This is a genomic window from Pacificibacter marinus, from assembly GCF_018860665.1.
GTDB lineage: Bacteria > Pseudomonadota > Alphaproteobacteria > Rhodobacterales > Rhodobacteraceae > Celeribacter > Celeribacter marinus_A.
Map to the genome: position 1 here is coordinate 100,956 of NZ_JAHKPK010000064.1, position 14,972 is coordinate 115,927.

At 54.1% G+C, this 14,972-nt stretch carries 12 protein-coding genes and 1 pseudogene; 8 read left to right on the top strand and 5 right to left on the bottom strand.

Translation table 11 applies throughout. The features are described 5' to 3' along the window. The first annotated feature begins 25 nt into the window (after positions 1 to 25). Together KO497_RS18325 and KO497_RS18330 are read left to right on the top strand one after the other, a co-directional pair. Positions 26 to 3,070, top strand: coding sequence for a valine--tRNA ligase (locus KO497_RS18325; protein WP_215945405.1), 3,045 nt, complete (start codon positions 26 to 28; stop codon positions 3,068 to 3,070). A 132-nt stretch (positions 3,071 to 3,202) separates the two neighbouring features. Then, on the top strand, positions 3,203 to 4,324 hold the full coding sequence (locus KO497_RS18330) for a pyridoxal phosphate-dependent aminotransferase (RefSeq protein WP_215945406.1): 1,122 nt from the start codon (positions 3,203 to 3,205) through the stop codon (positions 4,322 to 4,324). Here the strand turns inward: KO497_RS18330 and KO497_RS18335 are convergent. Further along, the gene (locus KO497_RS18335; RefSeq protein WP_215945407.1) at positions 4,321 to 5,565 is read right to left on the bottom strand and encodes a pyridoxal-phosphate-dependent aminotransferase family protein; all 1,245 of its coding nucleotides are present in this window, start codon (positions 5,563 to 5,565) and stop codon (positions 4,321 to 4,323) included. The two genes, KO497_RS18330 and KO497_RS18335, sit on opposite strands and share 4 nt — an antisense overlap. Positions 5,566 to 5,766: 201 nt before the next feature. Here KO497_RS18335 and KO497_RS18340 point away from each other — a divergent pair, with 201 nt between their 5' ends. Together KO497_RS18340 and KO497_RS18345 are read left to right on the top strand one after the other, a co-directional pair. Then, positions 5,767 to 6,462: a phosphatase domain-containing protein gene (locus KO497_RS18340; protein ID WP_215945408.1), complete on the top strand. Its 696-nt coding sequence runs from the start codon at positions 5,767 to 5,769 to the stop codon at positions 6,460 to 6,462. 190 nt (positions 6,463 to 6,652) lie between these two features. Further along, positions 6,653 to 8,068, top strand: a pseudogene (locus tag KO497_RS18345) (ABC transporter ATP-binding protein); the annotation flags it as partial. 241 nt (positions 8,069 to 8,309) lie between these two features. Here the strand turns inward: KO497_RS18345 and KO497_RS18350 are convergent. Next, positions 8,310 to 8,987 carry a TIGR04283 family arsenosugar biosynthesis glycosyltransferase gene (locus KO497_RS18350; protein ID WP_215945409.1) on the bottom strand — a complete coding sequence of 226 codons (678 nt, stop codon included), beginning with the start codon at positions 8,985 to 8,987 and terminating at the stop codon, positions 8,310 to 8,312. Between the two features lie 79 nt (positions 8,988 to 9,066). Here KO497_RS18350 and ygfZ point away from each other — a divergent pair, with 79 nt between their 5' ends. After that, complete coding sequence (gene ygfZ, locus KO497_RS18355; RefSeq protein ID WP_215945410.1) at positions 9,067 to 9,822, top strand: CAF17-like 4Fe-4S cluster assembly/insertion protein YgfZ; 756 nt, start codon at positions 9,067 to 9,069, stop codon at positions 9,820 to 9,822. On the opposite strand, the gene KO497_RS18360 is transcribed toward ygfZ, so the two are convergent. After that, a complete protein-coding gene (locus KO497_RS18360; protein WP_215945411.1) occupies positions 9,806 to 10,426 on the bottom strand; it encodes a DNA-3-methyladenine glycosylase I in 621 nt (206 codons plus the stop codon). The two genes, ygfZ and KO497_RS18360, sit on opposite strands and share 17 nt — an antisense overlap. An 88-nt stretch (positions 10,427 to 10,514) precedes the next feature. Beyond that, entirely contained in the window at positions 10,515 to 11,078 is a 564-nt protein-coding gene (efp, locus tag KO497_RS18365; protein ID WP_215945412.1) for an elongation factor P, read from the bottom strand. Positions 11,079 to 11,289: 211 nt separating this feature from the next. Here efp and KO497_RS18370 point away from each other — a divergent pair, with 211 nt between their 5' ends. From KO497_RS18370 to KO497_RS18380, 3 genes are all read left to right on the top strand, one after another. Beyond that, on the top strand, positions 11,290 to 11,607 hold the full coding sequence (locus KO497_RS18370) for a DUF6280 family protein (protein ID WP_215945413.1): 318 nt from the start codon (positions 11,290 to 11,292) through the stop codon (positions 11,605 to 11,607). A 130-nt stretch (positions 11,608 to 11,737) separates the two neighbouring features. Next, entirely contained in the window at positions 11,738 to 12,244 is a 507-nt protein-coding gene (locus KO497_RS18375; RefSeq protein ID WP_215945414.1) for a cupin domain-containing protein, read from the top strand. 54 nt (positions 12,245 to 12,298) lie between these two features. Then, positions 12,299 to 13,750 (top strand): cobyric acid synthase, encoded by a 1,452-nt coding sequence (locus KO497_RS18380; protein ID WP_215945415.1) that lies wholly within the window; start codon positions 12,299 to 12,301, stop codon positions 13,748 to 13,750. Here KO497_RS18380 and KO497_RS18385 read toward each other — a convergent pair whose 3' ends face one another. Then, on the bottom strand, positions 13,751 to 14,929 hold the full coding sequence (locus KO497_RS18385; RefSeq protein WP_215945416.1) for a hypothetical protein: 1,179 nt from the start codon (positions 14,927 to 14,929) through the stop codon (positions 13,751 to 13,753). Positions 14,930 to 14,972: the final 43 nt, after the last annotated feature.

Below are 14,972 nucleotides of genomic sequence, written 5' to 3' on the forward strand. Positions count from 1 at the left end.
GGAATGACGTATTAGGCGGCTTATCATGACCATGGACAAAGTTTTTGACGCGAAAACAGCGGAAACGCGGATTTATAGCGATTGGGAAAAGGCAGGGGCTTTCAAGGCTGGCGCCAATAAATCGCGCGAGGAAACCTTTACCATCATGCTGCCCCCGCCCAATGTGACGGGCGCTTTGCACGTCGGCCATGCCTTTAACCACACCTTGCAAGACATCATGGTGCGCTGGCATCGGATGCGCGGCTTTGACACCCTGTGGCAGCCCGGCCAAGACCACGCAGGCATCGCGACGCAATTGCAGGTCGAAAAGAAACTCATGGCTGATGAGGGCAAGAAACGTGCTGATTTGGGCCGCGATGAATTTCTATCCCGTGTCTGGGATTGGAAAGGCCAATACGGAACGACAATTATCGAGCAAATGAAACGCTTGGGCAATTCCTGTGATTGGTCGCGCAACGCCTTTACCATGTCCGGCGCGCCAAACGCCCCTGCTGGCGAAGAGGGCAATTTCCACGATGCCGTGATCAAAGTCTTTGTCGAGATGCACTCCAAAGGCCTGATCTATCGCGGCAAACGCCTGACCAACTGGGACCCGCATTTTGAAACCGCGATTTCCGATCTCGAAGTGGAAAACATCGAAGTCGCGGGGCACATGTGGCACTTTAAGTACAAGCTCGCCAAAAACCCTGAAACGGGCGAAAGTGAGAAGTATAACTATGTGGAAAAAGACGAAGACGGAAATGTAGTTTTCTCTGAAGAACGCGACTACATTTCCATCGCCACCACGCGTCCTGAAACCATGCTGGGCGATGGCGCTGTTGCTGTGCACCCCTCTGACGAGCGTTACGCGCCTATTGTTGGCAAAATGGTGCATCTGCCGCTCTGTGATCGTTTGATCCCGATTGTCACCGATGAATACCCCGACAAAGATTTCGGCTCTGGTGCGGTGAAAATCACCGGCGCGCATGATTTCAACGACTACCAAGTCGCCAAACGCTGCAAATTGCCGATGTACCGCTTGATGGATCGCAAGGGCGCGATGCGCGATGATGGCGAGGCCTATGAGGTTTGTGTGGACCGCGCGCGTGAAATCGCGGCGGGGGCTGAGGCCATTGAATCCGAGATCGACGCGCTCAACCTTGTGCCAGAAAAATACCGTGGCATGGATCGTTTCGATGCGCGCAAAGCCGTCATCGCTGACATCACCAATGCTGGTTTGGCCGTGATGCATACCGTCACCAAGAAAGTCAAAGACGATGAGGGCGTAGAGACAGAAGTGTCTGAAACCGTGCCTTACGTTGAAAACAAACCTGTGATGCAGCCCTTTGGCGACCGTTCCAAAGTGGTGATCGAGCCTATGTTGACGGATCAGTGGTTTGTCGATGCAGAGAAAATCGTTGGCCCTGCGCTGGATGCTGTCCGTGACGGCAAAACCCAGATCATCCCAGACTCGGGCCGTAAAGTGTACAACCACTGGCTTGAGAATATCGAACCTTGGTGTATTTCGCGTCAATTGTGGTGGGGGCACCAGATTCCGGTTTGGTACGTTCCAGGCCAAGACGATTGGTACCCTATTTGTGCGGCGACAGAAGCAGAGGCAATCGAAAAGGCCAAACTGCAATCTGCTGACGGCACAGATTTCCGCATCGTTGCAGATGAACAAGAAGCCGCAGCGCTTTTGGCCGAACAGATCAAGCTGATGGACACCAAGAACGAAGGTGAAATCAGATCCTTTGAGGGTCCGATGGAAGTGCCAATGTTCCGCGACCCCGACGTCCTAGACACATGGTTCTCCTCCGGCCTTTGGCCCATCGGCACGCTCGGCTGGCCTGAGTGGACGGAAGAGACCTCGAAATACTTCTCGACAGACGTGTTGGTCACCGGCCAAGACATTCTGTTCTTCTGGGTTGCGCGGATGATGATGATGCAATTGGCTGTGGTCGATGAAGTGCCGTTCCACACCATTTACCTGCACCAGCTCGTGCGTGACGAGAAGGGCAAGAAGATGTCCAAGACCACGGGCAATGTCATCGACCCGCTGGAAATCATTGACGAATACGGCGCCGATGCGCTGCGCTTTACCAATGCGTCCATGGCTGCCATCGGTGGGGTTTTGAAACTGTCCGAGGATAGCATCAAAGGCTACCGCAACTTTGGCACTAAAATCTGGAACGCAGCTAGATTTGCCGAAATGAACCAAGTGTTCGAGGTCTATGACCCCTCTGTGATGCCACAGCCAAACGCCACGGTGAACAAATGGATCATCGGCGAAGTCGCCAAAACCCGCGCCGAAGTTGACGCCGCAATCGAAGCCTACCGTTTCAACGATGCCGCCAATGCGCTTTACGGCTTTGTTTGGGGCAAATTCTGTGACTGGTATGTCGAGCTTGCGAAACCATTGTTGTTTGCTGAAGACGAAGCGGTCTTGGCCGAAACACGTCAAACAATGGGCTGGGCCTTAGACCAAGCGCTTATCATGTTGCACCCCTTTATGCCGTTTATCACCGAAGAACTTTGGGGCACTGTTAAAACAGATCGCGGTCTTTTGGCCGTCACCGATTGGCCAACCTATGGCGCTGATTTGATCGATGCCGAGGCCGACCGTGAAATGAACTGGGTGATCAATCTGATCGAACGCATCCGGTCTTCACGCGCTGAAGTGCACGTACCTGCGGGGCTGAAAATCCCGATGGTACAGGTCGAATTGGACGATGCGGGCAAAACCGCTTGGACCAACAACGAGGCCCTGATCATGAAACTCGCGCGCATCGACAGCCTGACTGTCGGCCCGATGCCCAAAGGCGCGATCACCATTCCGGTTGAGGGCGGCACATTCGCGCTGCCGCTCGCGGGCGTGATTGATATTGCTGAGGAAAAAGCACGGCTTGAGAAAACCATGCAAAAACTGGCCAAAGAACTGGGCGGTTTGCGCGGACGTTTGAACAATCCGAAATTCGCGGCCTCTGCCCCTGCTGATGTTGTGGCCGAAGCCCAAGCAAATCTAGCAGCCCGCGAAGAGGAAGAAGGCAAACTCAAAGCGGCCCTTGCCCGTTTGGCCGAAATTGGCTGAGAGTATACACCTTGAATTTAAAAACGGGCGCAGCGAAATCTGCGCCCGTTTTTACTATCTTGTTGGCAGTCTAGTTTGTCGTCTGGGCCATGACCACTTGTCCGCGCCCGCGACTTGGGGCAGATATTGACCATGACAGATACACGCCTCACCCCACTTGCCGCCTCATTGCCCTCGACCATTCCCTTTGTCGCGCCTGAGCGGATCGAAGCTGAACGCGGAACCGCGTTTGCCGCACGTCTTGGCGCGAATGAGCTGTCTTTTGGCCCCTCTCCCAAAGCCATCACCGCGATGACAGATGCGCTAAGTGGCATTTGGAAATACGGCGTGCCCGAAAATGAACCGCTGCGCACTGAGTTGGCGACGCACCTGAACATCGCGGCTGAAGCTGTGACCATCGGCGAAGGCATCGATGGATTGCTGGGCATCTTGGTGCGGTTGTATGTGGGGGCGGGGGACGCTGTGGTGACCTCTGACGGGTCATACCCGACATTTAACTATCACGTGGCGGGCGCTGGCGGCGTGTTGCACAAAGTCCCTTATAAAGACGATTTTGAAGACCCTAAGGCGCTGATCGCCAAAGCAAGTGAGGTTGGCGCGAAACTTGTGTACTTGTCCAATCCGAACAATCCTATGGGCAGCGTACACAACGCGCAAACCGTGCAATCGATGATCGATGCAGTGCCTGAAGGCTGTCTATTGGTGCTGGACGAAGCCTATGCGGAATTCGCGCCTGACGGCACAACTCCTCAGATAGATACCTCTGACAAGCGCGTGATCCGTTTTCGTACCTTTTCAAAGGCTTATGGTCTTGCTGGCGCGCGGATTGGTTACGGTATTTCGCACCCAGAGATCATCAGCGGCTTTGACAAAACCCGCAATCATTTTGGGGTGAACCGTGTGGCCCAAGCCGGCGCTTTGGCCGCTTTGCACGACCACGATTACCTATCTGAAATCCTAGAAAAGGTCGACCAATCCCGCGCCCGCATTGCAAAAATCGCACAAAACAATGGGCTGATCCCCCTGCCGTCTGCCACCAATTTTGTCACGATTGACTGCGGGCGTGATGGTGACTTCGCCCGCGCGCTTTTGGCAGCGCTCAGCGCAAGAGGCGTATTTGTCCGTATGCCGGGCGCAGCCCCACTGGATCGCTGCATTCGGATCTCAGTGGGACTTCCGCTGGAGTTGGATATTTTGTCCGAATGCCTGCCTCTGGCTTTGCAAGACGCGCGTGATCACATCGACAAAACTTAACCGCCGCAACACCCGCCCGCCTCGGCTGGCGGGGTCACCGTTCCAGCGTTGCTGGCCAAAAACTGCGCAGCGGCAGTTACACCACCTGCCCCATGCGGGATATCCAGCGCAACAAATCCGGTTTCAATCGCACCTATAACGCCCAAAACCATCTGCGCATTTAAGTGCCCCATATGGCCGATGCGGAAATATCCGTGCCATTCTGCCGCGTCCCAAGCGGCCATACCCAAGGGAATGCCAAGCGTGACGCCCATGTGTTCAGTCAGCCAATCACGCAATCGCGTGCCATCAGGTTCCGTCAACTTCAACGCTGTGACAGCATGCGACCGATGTGCAGGGTCAGCGACGTTCAAGACCAAATCGCCCCCCTGCCCCCAAGCCTGTGCGGCCGCCCAATACGCCCCAGCCAAAACAGCATGACGGTTCCAGACATTTTCCATCCCCTCATCCAACAGCATGTCCACAGCTGTGCGCAGAGCATACAAGTGCTGCGTCGGCGGTGTGCCACCAAAGAATTCGTAAAGATGCACGGGATTTGTGCGCAAGTTCCAATCCCAATAGGGCGTGCGCATATCGGCGGATTGCCCAGCGGCGAGCGCCTTGTCTGAGACCCAAATAAATCCCATCCCTGCAGGTGTCATCAACCCCTTTTGCGAGGCAGCGATGGCAACATCTACGCCCCAAGCATCCATTTCAAATCGGTCACAGGCCATGGAAGCCACGCAATCCACAGCGTAAATCGCGGGGTGGCCTGCGGCGTCTATCGCAGCGCGGATCGCTTTGATATCGTTGCACAATGAGGTCGCCGTATCCACATGCGTGACCAGAACAGCTTTGATCTTGTGATCCGTATCAGCGCGCAAAGCCTGCTCGACTTTTGCGGGATCAATCGCTGCTTTTTTGCCAAAATCCAAACGTTGCACCGATGCTCCAAGACTTTCAGCGACATCAGCCCAGCCTTCACCAAAAGCACCGGACAAACAGGCCAAGACTGCGTCCCCGCGTGAGATCATATTGGTCAAAGATGCCTCCCAAAGACCATGCCCGTTGGAAATATACATCGCCACATGATGTTGCGTGCGTGCGATTTTTTTTAGATCGGGAATAAGCCCATGGGTCAATTCGACCAATTCGCCAGTATAAATATTTGGTGCTGGGCGCTGCATTGCTTGTAAAACGGCATCCGGCAGAACGGATGGACCAGGAATGGCAAGGTAATGGCGACCATTTGACAGTGACATATTCAAATCCTACGTAATGAGACCTTAACCGGTAACGCGCAGAATTCCTTTGGTCAATCTGCACGATTGGCGCGGCAAGATTGACGTAAGGGAGGGCTGATGCCTGCAATGTTTCGTGGCACATGCACGAGAAAGCAGCGGCTTGCGAGAAAAGCGGATTGAAGATACACAGCGCAGACTGGATTTTCCACATGAGGCAACATGTCAAAGACACTTAAAGAACGTTTCAAAGATCTTGAATACGGACGCGTGGGCGCCTTTGGCAATGACGTGTCGACACCACGCACACGTCGGTTGGCCTATTGGCATTTCCAATTGTTTGATCACGCATTTTTACGGGGCCTTTGGCACAACCTGTATGAAATCGCGCCGGGGGTGTGGCGCTCGAACCAGCCCTCGCCCAAACGTATCGAAAAATATAAAAAGATGGGGATCAAAACGATCCTATCTTTGCGCGGAAATCCAAGCCAACCCATCAGTTTTATGCTGCTGGAAAAACAGGCCTGCAAAGACCACGGCATTACTTTGGTGACCGAACAGTTGAGCGCCCGCAGCTTGGCGCCTAAAGAGGCATATTTGCGTGTTTTGGATCGGCTGGAACAGCTTGAGCCCCCGTTTTTGCTGCATTGTAAATCCGGTGCGGATCGCGCTGGTTTGGTTTCAGCGCTTTATCTTTTGCATGTCAAAGGAGCCCCAGTCAGCGAGGCGCGCAAACAATTGCATTGGCGGTTTGCCCATTTGAAAAGCACAAAAACGGGCATTCTGGATCACCTGCTAGACTGTTATGAGGCCGACATCATGCGCCTTGGCGAGATTCCGATCCGCCAGTGGTTCGAGAACCATTTTGACCAAGAGGCAATAACCGCAAGCTTTAAGCCTCTTTGGAAACACTCGTAACTGTGTAAATATCGCACCGGCGGCTTAACCGTAGCCGCTGGCACGCTGGGCGAAACGCCTCTTACTGTCAGGATCTTGAATGAGCGACACATTGCAGCGACAGCCGAAATCGACCAAGATATTGATGAGTTGGTTTTGGTCTGGCTACTTGCGCCAATCAACCCCAGCCCTTTTGGGTGCCTTTGGCTTTATGGCCATTGAGGGCATGATGCTTGGCGCGCTGAGCTATTTGATCAAGCCTATGTTTGACACTATATTGACCGCTGGCAGCACCTCGTCGATCATTTGGGTGGCTTTGGCGATCATGGGCGTTTTCGTGGTGCGTGCTGTGTCGTCTTTTGCGCAACGTATTTTGATGGCCATCGCCCAGCAACGCACTTCTGCGCGAGTTCAGACCAGTCTTGTTAGCCATGTTTTGACTTTGGATGGTCCGTTCTTTCACAAATACCCCCCAGGGGTTTTGATCGAACGCACCCGTGGAGACAGTCAACAAGTGTCGGTTCTTTGGGGACAGTTGTTCACGTCTTTGGGCCGCGATGTTGTTGGTTTGATTTCTTTGCTGACTGTAGCTCTGTACACAGATTGGCTGTGGACGCTGATTGTTTTGTCAGCGACACCGCTGCTGATCTGGCCGATCTCATCTTTGCAAACATTGGTGCGACGCACATCTTACCAAGCCCGCGAGACATCGTCTTTGGTGTCCAATCGTCTGGACGAAGTGTATCACGGCACCACATCCATCAAACTATCAGGCACGGAAGCGCGCGAAACCAATCGATTTATGACCGCGATCAACGCTTTTGTGCGCTCTGAATTGCGTGCTGTGCGCGGCCAAGCGGCTATGCCTGCCTTGGTGGATTTGATCGCAGGGATCGGGTTTTGCGCCGTGCTGTATTACGGAGGCGGGCAGATCATTAATGGCGAAAAATCCATAGGCGAATTCATGTCATTTTTCACCGCCATCGGATTGCTGATCGATCCTGCGCGCCGTTTGGGCATGTCAGCGGGCATTTGGCAGCAAGCCATGGCGCCGATTGAACGCCTGCACGAAGTGTTCATGCAAAAGCCAACGATTATTGATCCGGCCACGCCCAAACCCCTACCCTGCCCTGCCAAAAACGCGGATGTGCAGCTTGACGATGTGGTGTTTTCCTACACCGATGCACCTGTGCTGCGCGGCACCAGTTTCACCGCCAAGGCCGGCGAAACCACGGCTTTGGTTGGCGCATCGGGGGCGGGTAAATCAACGATCTTTAGCCTATTGACCCGCTTGGCCGATGTGCAATCTGGCGCGATCACTTTGGGTGGCACCAATTGCCAAGATTTGGCGCTGTCAGAATTGCGCGGACTGTATTCCGTCGTATCACAAGACGCGATTTTGTTTGATGAGACCATCCGCGATAACATCACCATGGGTCAAGAGATCGATGAGGCGAGCCTCAAAGCGGCGATGGATGCCGCCCATGTAAGCGACTTTGTGGACGGGCTGGATCAGGGTTTGGACACGCTGGCAGGACCACGTGGATCTGCCTTGTCGGGCGGGCAACGTCAACGCGTGGCGATTGCGCGTGCTGTCTTGCGTGACCGGCCAATACTGCTGCTGGACGAGGCCACATCAGCCTTGGATGCGCAGTCAGAGAAAATCGTGCAAGAAGCGCTGGAAAAACTGTCACAAGGCCGTACAACTTTGGTCATCGCGCATCGTTTGTCGACCATTCGCAGCGCCCATAAAATCGTGGTGATGGATCACGGCCAAGTGGTCGATCAAGGCACCCACGATGAATTATTGGCGCGCGGCGGGCTTTACGCCGACCTGTACCGTTTGCAATATTCTGACGGCAAAACCATCACCGATAGCCGCGGTGTGGCTGCTCGGGACGCCCGCCAAGCAGATAGCGCAACAATCGCCACAGATTCCGCGCCCCTTGGGCTAACCAGCCGTTTGTTTGGTAGCGTGTCGCGTCTGTTTGGACGCAAAGCGGGCTAAGTGTGATCTGACCTTTGAGCGCGCGAGCGATGGCCACGTCTTCCATCATGGGCTGATCGGGATAGCCGCCGATACTGTCATATAATCTGCGCGAGATCAGCAAGGCTTGATCGCCATAAGGCAGACCAAACACACGGCTGCGAAGATTGGCCCAAGCGCTTGTCATCTTCGGCATAAATCCGGCACTGCGAAACGAAAGCGAGAAGGCAAGCGCGCCATGACCTGCTTGAATCTGCTGCAAGGCGGCGTCTGACCAGCCGTCGGGCAACCAGGTATCAGCGTGCAAAAACAGCAACCAATCCCCTTGTGCGGTTTCTGCGCCGCGCGCCAACTGCCCGCCACGGCCTGCGGGACCTGCGATAAATGTTGCGCCCACCTCAGCAGCCAATGCCGCGATATCATCTGTTGATCCGCCGTCCGAGATCACCAATTCGCGCACCACGCCAGTGTTCAGCCCCTCCATGACCCGTGCCAAAGTATCGGGCAAATTGGGGGCTTCGTTAAGCGTTGGGATAATGATTGATATTGGTGCGCGCATTGTGATGTCTCTTTGTAGGGTCGCCACTGGTGTCTTTGGTCAAAACACCTATATGATCGCCGTGAACAAAGGAATGTATATGAACACCCTGAACGCCCAGCCGCAAGACCGCCTCGTGATCGCACTGTCTGGTCCTGATCGGATCAAGTTTTTACAAGGCCTCGTGTCCAATGACGTGAGCAAGCTTGGTGACTCCGCCGTCTATGCAGCCCTTTTGACGCCGCAGGGCAAATTTATGGTGGATTTCTTTGTGATACCACAGGGCGACACGATGTTGATTGATGTGGCCGCATCCGAAGCTCCAGCTTTGCTCAAGCGTTTGACCATGTATAAAATGCGCTCGAATGTGACGCTTGAAATGACGGATTTGACCGTATCACGTGGCGCAGGCGATGCGCCCGATGGTGCTTTTGCCGATCCACGCCACCCAGCGTTGGGCTGGCGCGCTTATGATGGCCGTCCATCCGAGAACGTAGATTGGGATGCTCTGCGTGTGTTGCATTGTGTGCCCGAAACAGGTGTTGAACTCACGCCAGATACCTATTTGCTAGAGGCGGGTTTCGAGCGTCTCAACGGCGTTGATTTTCGCAAGGGCTGCTATGTCGGCCAAGAAATCACCGCGCGAATGAAACATAAAACCGAATTGCGCAAAGGTCTGACGACGGTGAATATCACAGGCGCAGCTCCCATCGGCACAGTGCTTAAAACCGAAGACGGCAAAGAGGCGGGCACCTTGTTTACGCAAAGTGGCGGTAAGGCCATCGCGCATTTGCGTTTTGACCGCGCAAAGGGGCCAATGACAGCAGGCGACGCGCGGGTCACTTGGGACGGGTAAAGCCCGCACGCTGAGCCTCAACAGCCGCATAGCAATGGCAGTCGGGCGCGTGATCGTTGACCAAGCCCATCGATTGCATAAAGGCATACATCGTTGTGGGGCCTACAAATTTCCAGCCGCGTTTTTTCAGATCTTTTGACAAAGCGACAGACGACGGCGATGTGGCGGCAGGATACTCTAGCGCGGCCAGCTCTTCAGCACTGGGTTCAAAGCGCCAAATATAAGCGGCCAATGACCCCTCGCTTGTCACCATTTCGATCGCGCGTTTCGCGTTATTGATGGTCGCATTGATTTTGCCGCGATGACGTATAATGCCCGCATCCAACACCAAACGCTCCACGTCTTCGTCCGTATATTGCGCAATCTTATAAAAATCAAAATCATCAAACGCCGCGCGAAAATTATCGCGTTTGGCTAGAATCGTGCGCCAGCTTAGGCCAGATTGGAACCCTTCCAAGCACAGCTTTTCAAACAAGCGCTGATCATCGCCCTGTACAAAGCCCCATTCTGTATCGTGATAGACCTGATAAAACGGAAAATCTGGCGCGACATGCGCCCAATTGCAGCGGGTCTTGCCATCAGGGCTTTGGGTAGAATGGGACATCGCGGGCTCCTTATGCACTCCGTCATTAAACGCAAAAGGCCGCCCAAAGGCGACCTTTAAAACATTGTAAGCTTATACGTTTTTAAACTTACGCACGCTCTGAGTATTCCATGGTTTCTGTATTGACGATGATGTCTTCGTCTTGCGCCACAAATGGCGGCACCATGACTTTAACGCCATTGTCCAAAATCGCTGGTTTGAAAGAATTCGCAGCCGTTTGACCTTTGACTACAGGTTCTGTTTCAACCACTTTGCATTTCACTTTTTGTGGCACAGTCACGTTGAGTGCTTCCACATCGTAATATTCGATCACAACAGTCATGCCGTCTTGTAAGAAAGGACGACGATCGCCAAGCAAATCTGCAGGCAGTTCGACCTGTTCATAAGTCTCGGTGTCCATGAACACGAGCATGCCGTCTGATTCATACAAGAACTGCTGGTCTTTTTGCTCAAGACGTACACGCTCAACCTTATCGGCAGAGCGGAAACGTTCGTTCAATTTGCGACCGTCACGCAAGTTTTTCATTTCCACTTGAGCAAAGGCACCGCCTTTACCTGGCTTGACGTGATCGACTTTAACAGCGACCCACAAACCATTCTCATGTTCAAGTGTATTTCCAGGACGAATTTCGTTCCCGTTGATTTTTGGCATGTGCACACCCGCGCTTAGGTTGAAAAAAGATTTATCCACCCTATATCTGGACAGTCTGGGTGGCGCAAGACGCGGATATAGGTTCGCTTTGGCAGAAAGCCAGTCACTAGACGCATATCAGGTATGCAAATACAGTGTATCCGAATCGTCACGAACATGTCATAAGGCACCTCACGCCGAAAAGACAAGACCAATAAAACAAGGATAAACCATGGCTGATTTCGTTGACGGCTCCGCATTCAATTATGAACAAGGCCAGCGCGCACGCAAGCTTTTTGCTGCTGTTGTACTTGCCGCTTTGGATGACGCGATCGCCGATAACAAGAAATACGGCAATGGCCCAGAACAGATCGCCCGTTGGGCACGGTCTCGTGATGGGCGCGAAGTTTTGTCATGCTCAGGCATCGATCCAAACGAACGGGTTGTGTCTGGTTTGATGGAATTCGTATCTAAGGGCATCCGCACATCGGTTGCTCTGTCACGTGAAGAAAGCGAACGCCGCAACGCTCAGCAAGCGGAAGCAGCTTAATTCATTAGAGAAACTGCCATTTCTTACCAAAGACGCGCCTCGGGAAACTCGGGCGCGTCTTTTGTTTTACGCCCCTCAAACTTTGCCCCATACTGATGTCATTCCACCAGATCAGTCGAAAGGCGATGATATGACCCAATCCCCAAAGGGCGGTAAAATTGATATCGCAAATGTGCCAGCCAAGATCGGCACGCTCTATCCACCGCCCCATCACATAAACACCAAAGCCCGCGAAAAACGCGCGCTGGGGGATGCCGTGGGCCTAGACCAGTTCGGCGTCAACATCACGCGACTTGGGCCAAACACATGGTCCGCCCTGCCCCATTGGCATGAACGTGAAGACGAATTTGTCTATATCATCGAAGGTCACCCGACGTTGATCTATGGCGACACAGAAGAGCAACTCGCCCCCGGAGACTGCGCAGGTTTCAAAGCGGGTATTGATGTTGGCCACTGTATACAAAACCGCACAGATAAAGATGTTGTGATTTTGGAAGTCGGATCGCGCATCACCGGTGAACGCGCTTTTTATCCGGGGCTGGATCTGATGGTCGATACCGCCTCGCCGCATTTTTATCACCACTTGGACGGCACGCCTTGCAAAGACGTGAAAAGACGCGGGCCGAATGACGACTGACCTTTGCCCCCACCGCAATTCGCATTAGAACGGCACGCAACAAACGAGGTGTATATGGCGCGAGCGATTATGATCCAAGGGGCTGGCTCCAATGTGGGAAAATCCATATTGGTTGCGGGTATCGCGCGTGCGCTTTGCAAACGCGGATATAAAGTCGCGCCGTTCAAGCCGCAAAACATGTCCAACAACGCGGCCGTCACATCTGATGGCGGTGAAATCGGGCGCGCGCAAGCCTTGCAAGCACGCGCTTGCGGCCTTGCCCCGCACACCGATATGAACCCCGTTCTGCTTAAGCCTGAAACAGATGTGGGGGCACAGGTGATTGTGCACGGGCATCGTGTCGCCACGGTGAAAGCGCGCGATTACGGCAAGATGAAAGCGACGCTGATGCCTGCTGTTCTAGACAGCTTTCAACGGCTTGCCGCTGATGTGGATTTTGTGATCGTTGAGGGTGCAGGCAGTCCCGCTGAGATCAACCTGCGCGATGGTGACATTGCGAATATGGGCTTTGCCGAAGCCGCTGACGTGCCTGTCGTATTGATCGGCGACATTGATCGTGGCGGCGTCATTGCGCAACTTGTGGGCACCCATGCCGTGTTGCCGCCCGCTGACCGTGACCGGATCAAAGCCTTTGCCGTCAATAAGTTTCGCGGCGATGTCAGCCTGTTCAAAGACGGTGCAACATCGATTGTAAACATGACGGGTTGGGCCAATTTAGGTACGGTTCCTTGGTTTGCGGATGCCCATAAATTACCAGCGGAAGACATTATGGACATCGCCTCAAGCGGTGATGGCCATATCAAAATCGTTGTACCGCGTCTTTCGCGCATTGCCAATTTCGACGACCTTGACCCGCTGGCCTCTGAACCCAATGTCACGATTGAAATTGTCGACGCGGGTCGCCCCCTGCCCGCAGATGCGGATGTGATCTTGCTGCCCGGCACCAAATCCACCATCGGGGATTTGGCCTACCTGCGCGCGCAGGGCTGGGACATCGACATCTTAGGGCATGTCCGTCGCGGCGGTCATGTGTTGGGAATTTGTGGTGGATATCAAATGCTTGGCGCTTGGATCGATGACCCGGGCGGGATCGAAGGCATAGCGGAACGCGTGGCGGGCCTTGGGCTTTTGGACGTCGAAACAGTGATGACTGGCGACAAACGCTTGGCCGAAGTCACAGCACGCGACATTGCGACCGGCACATCACTGAGCGCTTATGAAATTCATATCGGACGCACAACAGGTATGGATTGTGACCGCCCCTGGTTTGAGATTGAAGGCCGCCCAGAGGGCGCGCAATCAGCGTCTGGTCGTATCAAAGGCTGCTATCTGCACGGGCTGTTTGCCTCGGACAGCTTTCGCCACAGTTATCTTGCGCCCTTTGGTTTGGATGCGCCGCAGAGTGATTTTGAGGCTAGCGTAGACGAAACCCTAGATGCACTGGCCAAACATATGGAAACCCATCTGGATATCGACACGCTGATTAATGCAGCAGGAGAGGTTTAACTATTCGAATTCGCGCAGCGCCATAGCACGTTTCACTTCGCGGCGCACAAGGCGGCGCACGTTGCTGGTGATCCGTTCGCCCAAAGCGCCTTGCAATTCTTCGCGGATCACAGTGGCAATCATGTCGCGCAAGGCCTCTTCGTCGAGCACATCGTCATCCGCGTATCCTGCGAGCGCCAAGTCCTCATCTTCGTCGTCATCCAAGGCATCTAACACCGCCTGTAAAGGCGGCACAGACGCGACACTCTTTGGTGCGGCCTCAGGTTCGCTGGTAGCCACTTCAGGGTCCTCAGCCTCATGTCCTGCATGAACACCTGCATCAGAGGCGTCTTGCGCAACATCAGGCGTTTTGGCCACGGCTGCATCAACATCTCCAGCAGTGACCGTGGCTGTGTCAGCATCCGCTTGACGCTCGACTTGCGCTTTAATTTCAGCAGCTTCCGCCAATTTGTCGAAATCGGCCGTGCGGAAATTTAACACGCGCGCAGTAGAGTTCACCAAAGCCTGTGGGAACACCTGCGGCGTGTCTTCATCATCGTCATCATACCCGCTTGCATCCCAATCGTTGGATTTGGCCTCAACTGCACTTTCAAGTTCAGCGATGCGTTCCTCAAGCGACAATCCTGCTGCGCGATCAGCGGCCTGCGCATTTGGGGTATCATCATAGGCAGAGGACCACTCGGTGTCTTCCTCTTCAAGATCATCATCTTGCATCAACACCTGCGCGGCATGGACGGCATCTTCGACGATCGAGGTCGCGCGCGCTGGCTCGGGCTGAGCTTCGAACGCGGGCTGCATTTCCAGTTCGGCGTCTAGGTTTGGCGCAGCTTGTGCGAGCGCCTCATCAGCCACAGCACGATCATCCTCAGACGTTGCCTCAGCGGCAACCTGAGGTGTGAGAGTTGGAATATGTGTGGCGTCTTCGACTTCAAGCACCAAAGGCGCGAGATCATCTGGCGCTGCCAAGGTTTCAGCAGGCTCAGCGTCATGATCATCAATAGAAGCAGTATAAGGCGCAGAGCTGCCTTCAATCACACGCAAATCAGGTGACAAAACAAACCGCTCAGGCGGTTTGGCCTGCGATTTCGCCCGCAATTGCGGATCATAGGTTTCCGAAACCAATCTACGAATAGACGCAAGCACGTCGTCCGCGCCCATATTTGTCATTGGATCAGACATTCCGACTCCCTCGTTGTGCTGCCGCCTATGGTAGCCAGCTTCT

What these genes read in the sequence shown, in the direction of transcription:
- KO497_RS18325 (WP_215945405.1), top strand. Translation starts at nt 26, where the DNA reads ATGACCATGGACAAAGTTTTTGACGCGAAAACAGCGGAAACGCGGATT.
- ygfZ (WP_215945410.1), top strand. Translation starts at nt 9,067, where the DNA reads ATGAACACCCTGAACGCCCAGCCGCAAGACCGCCTCGTGATCGCACTG.
- KO497_RS18330 (WP_215945406.1), top strand. Translation starts at nt 3,203, where the DNA reads ATGACAGATACACGCCTCACCCCACTTGCCGCCTCATTGCCCTCGACC.
- KO497_RS18340 (WP_215945408.1), top strand. Translation starts at nt 5,767, where the DNA reads ATGTCAAAGACACTTAAAGAACGTTTCAAAGATCTTGAATACGGACGC.
- KO497_RS18360 (WP_215945411.1), bottom strand. Translation starts at nt 10,426, where the DNA reads ATGTCCCATTCTACCCAAAGCCCTGATGGCAAGACCCGCTGCAATTGG.
- KO497_RS18350 (WP_215945409.1), bottom strand. Translation starts at nt 8,987, where the DNA reads ATGCGCGCACCAATATCAATCATTATCCCAACGCTTAACGAAGCCCCC.
- KO497_RS18380 (WP_215945415.1), top strand. Translation starts at nt 12,299, where the DNA reads ATGGCGCGAGCGATTATGATCCAAGGGGCTGGCTCCAATGTGGGAAAA.
- KO497_RS18385 (WP_215945416.1), bottom strand. Translation starts at nt 14,929, where the DNA reads ATGTCTGATCCAATGACAAATATGGGCGCGGACGACGTGCTTGCGTCT.
- KO497_RS18335 (WP_215945407.1), bottom strand. Translation starts at nt 5,565, where the DNA reads ATGTCACTGTCAAATGGTCGCCATTACCTTGCCATTCCTGGTCCATCC.
- KO497_RS18375 (WP_215945414.1), top strand. Translation starts at nt 11,738, where the DNA reads ATGACCCAATCCCCAAAGGGCGGTAAAATTGATATCGCAAATGTGCCA.
- efp (WP_215945412.1), bottom strand. Translation starts at nt 11,078, where the DNA reads ATGCCAAAAATCAACGGGAACGAAATTCGTCCTGGAAATACACTTGAA.
- KO497_RS18370 (WP_215945413.1), top strand. Translation starts at nt 11,290, where the DNA reads ATGGCTGATTTCGTTGACGGCTCCGCATTCAATTATGAACAAGGCCAG.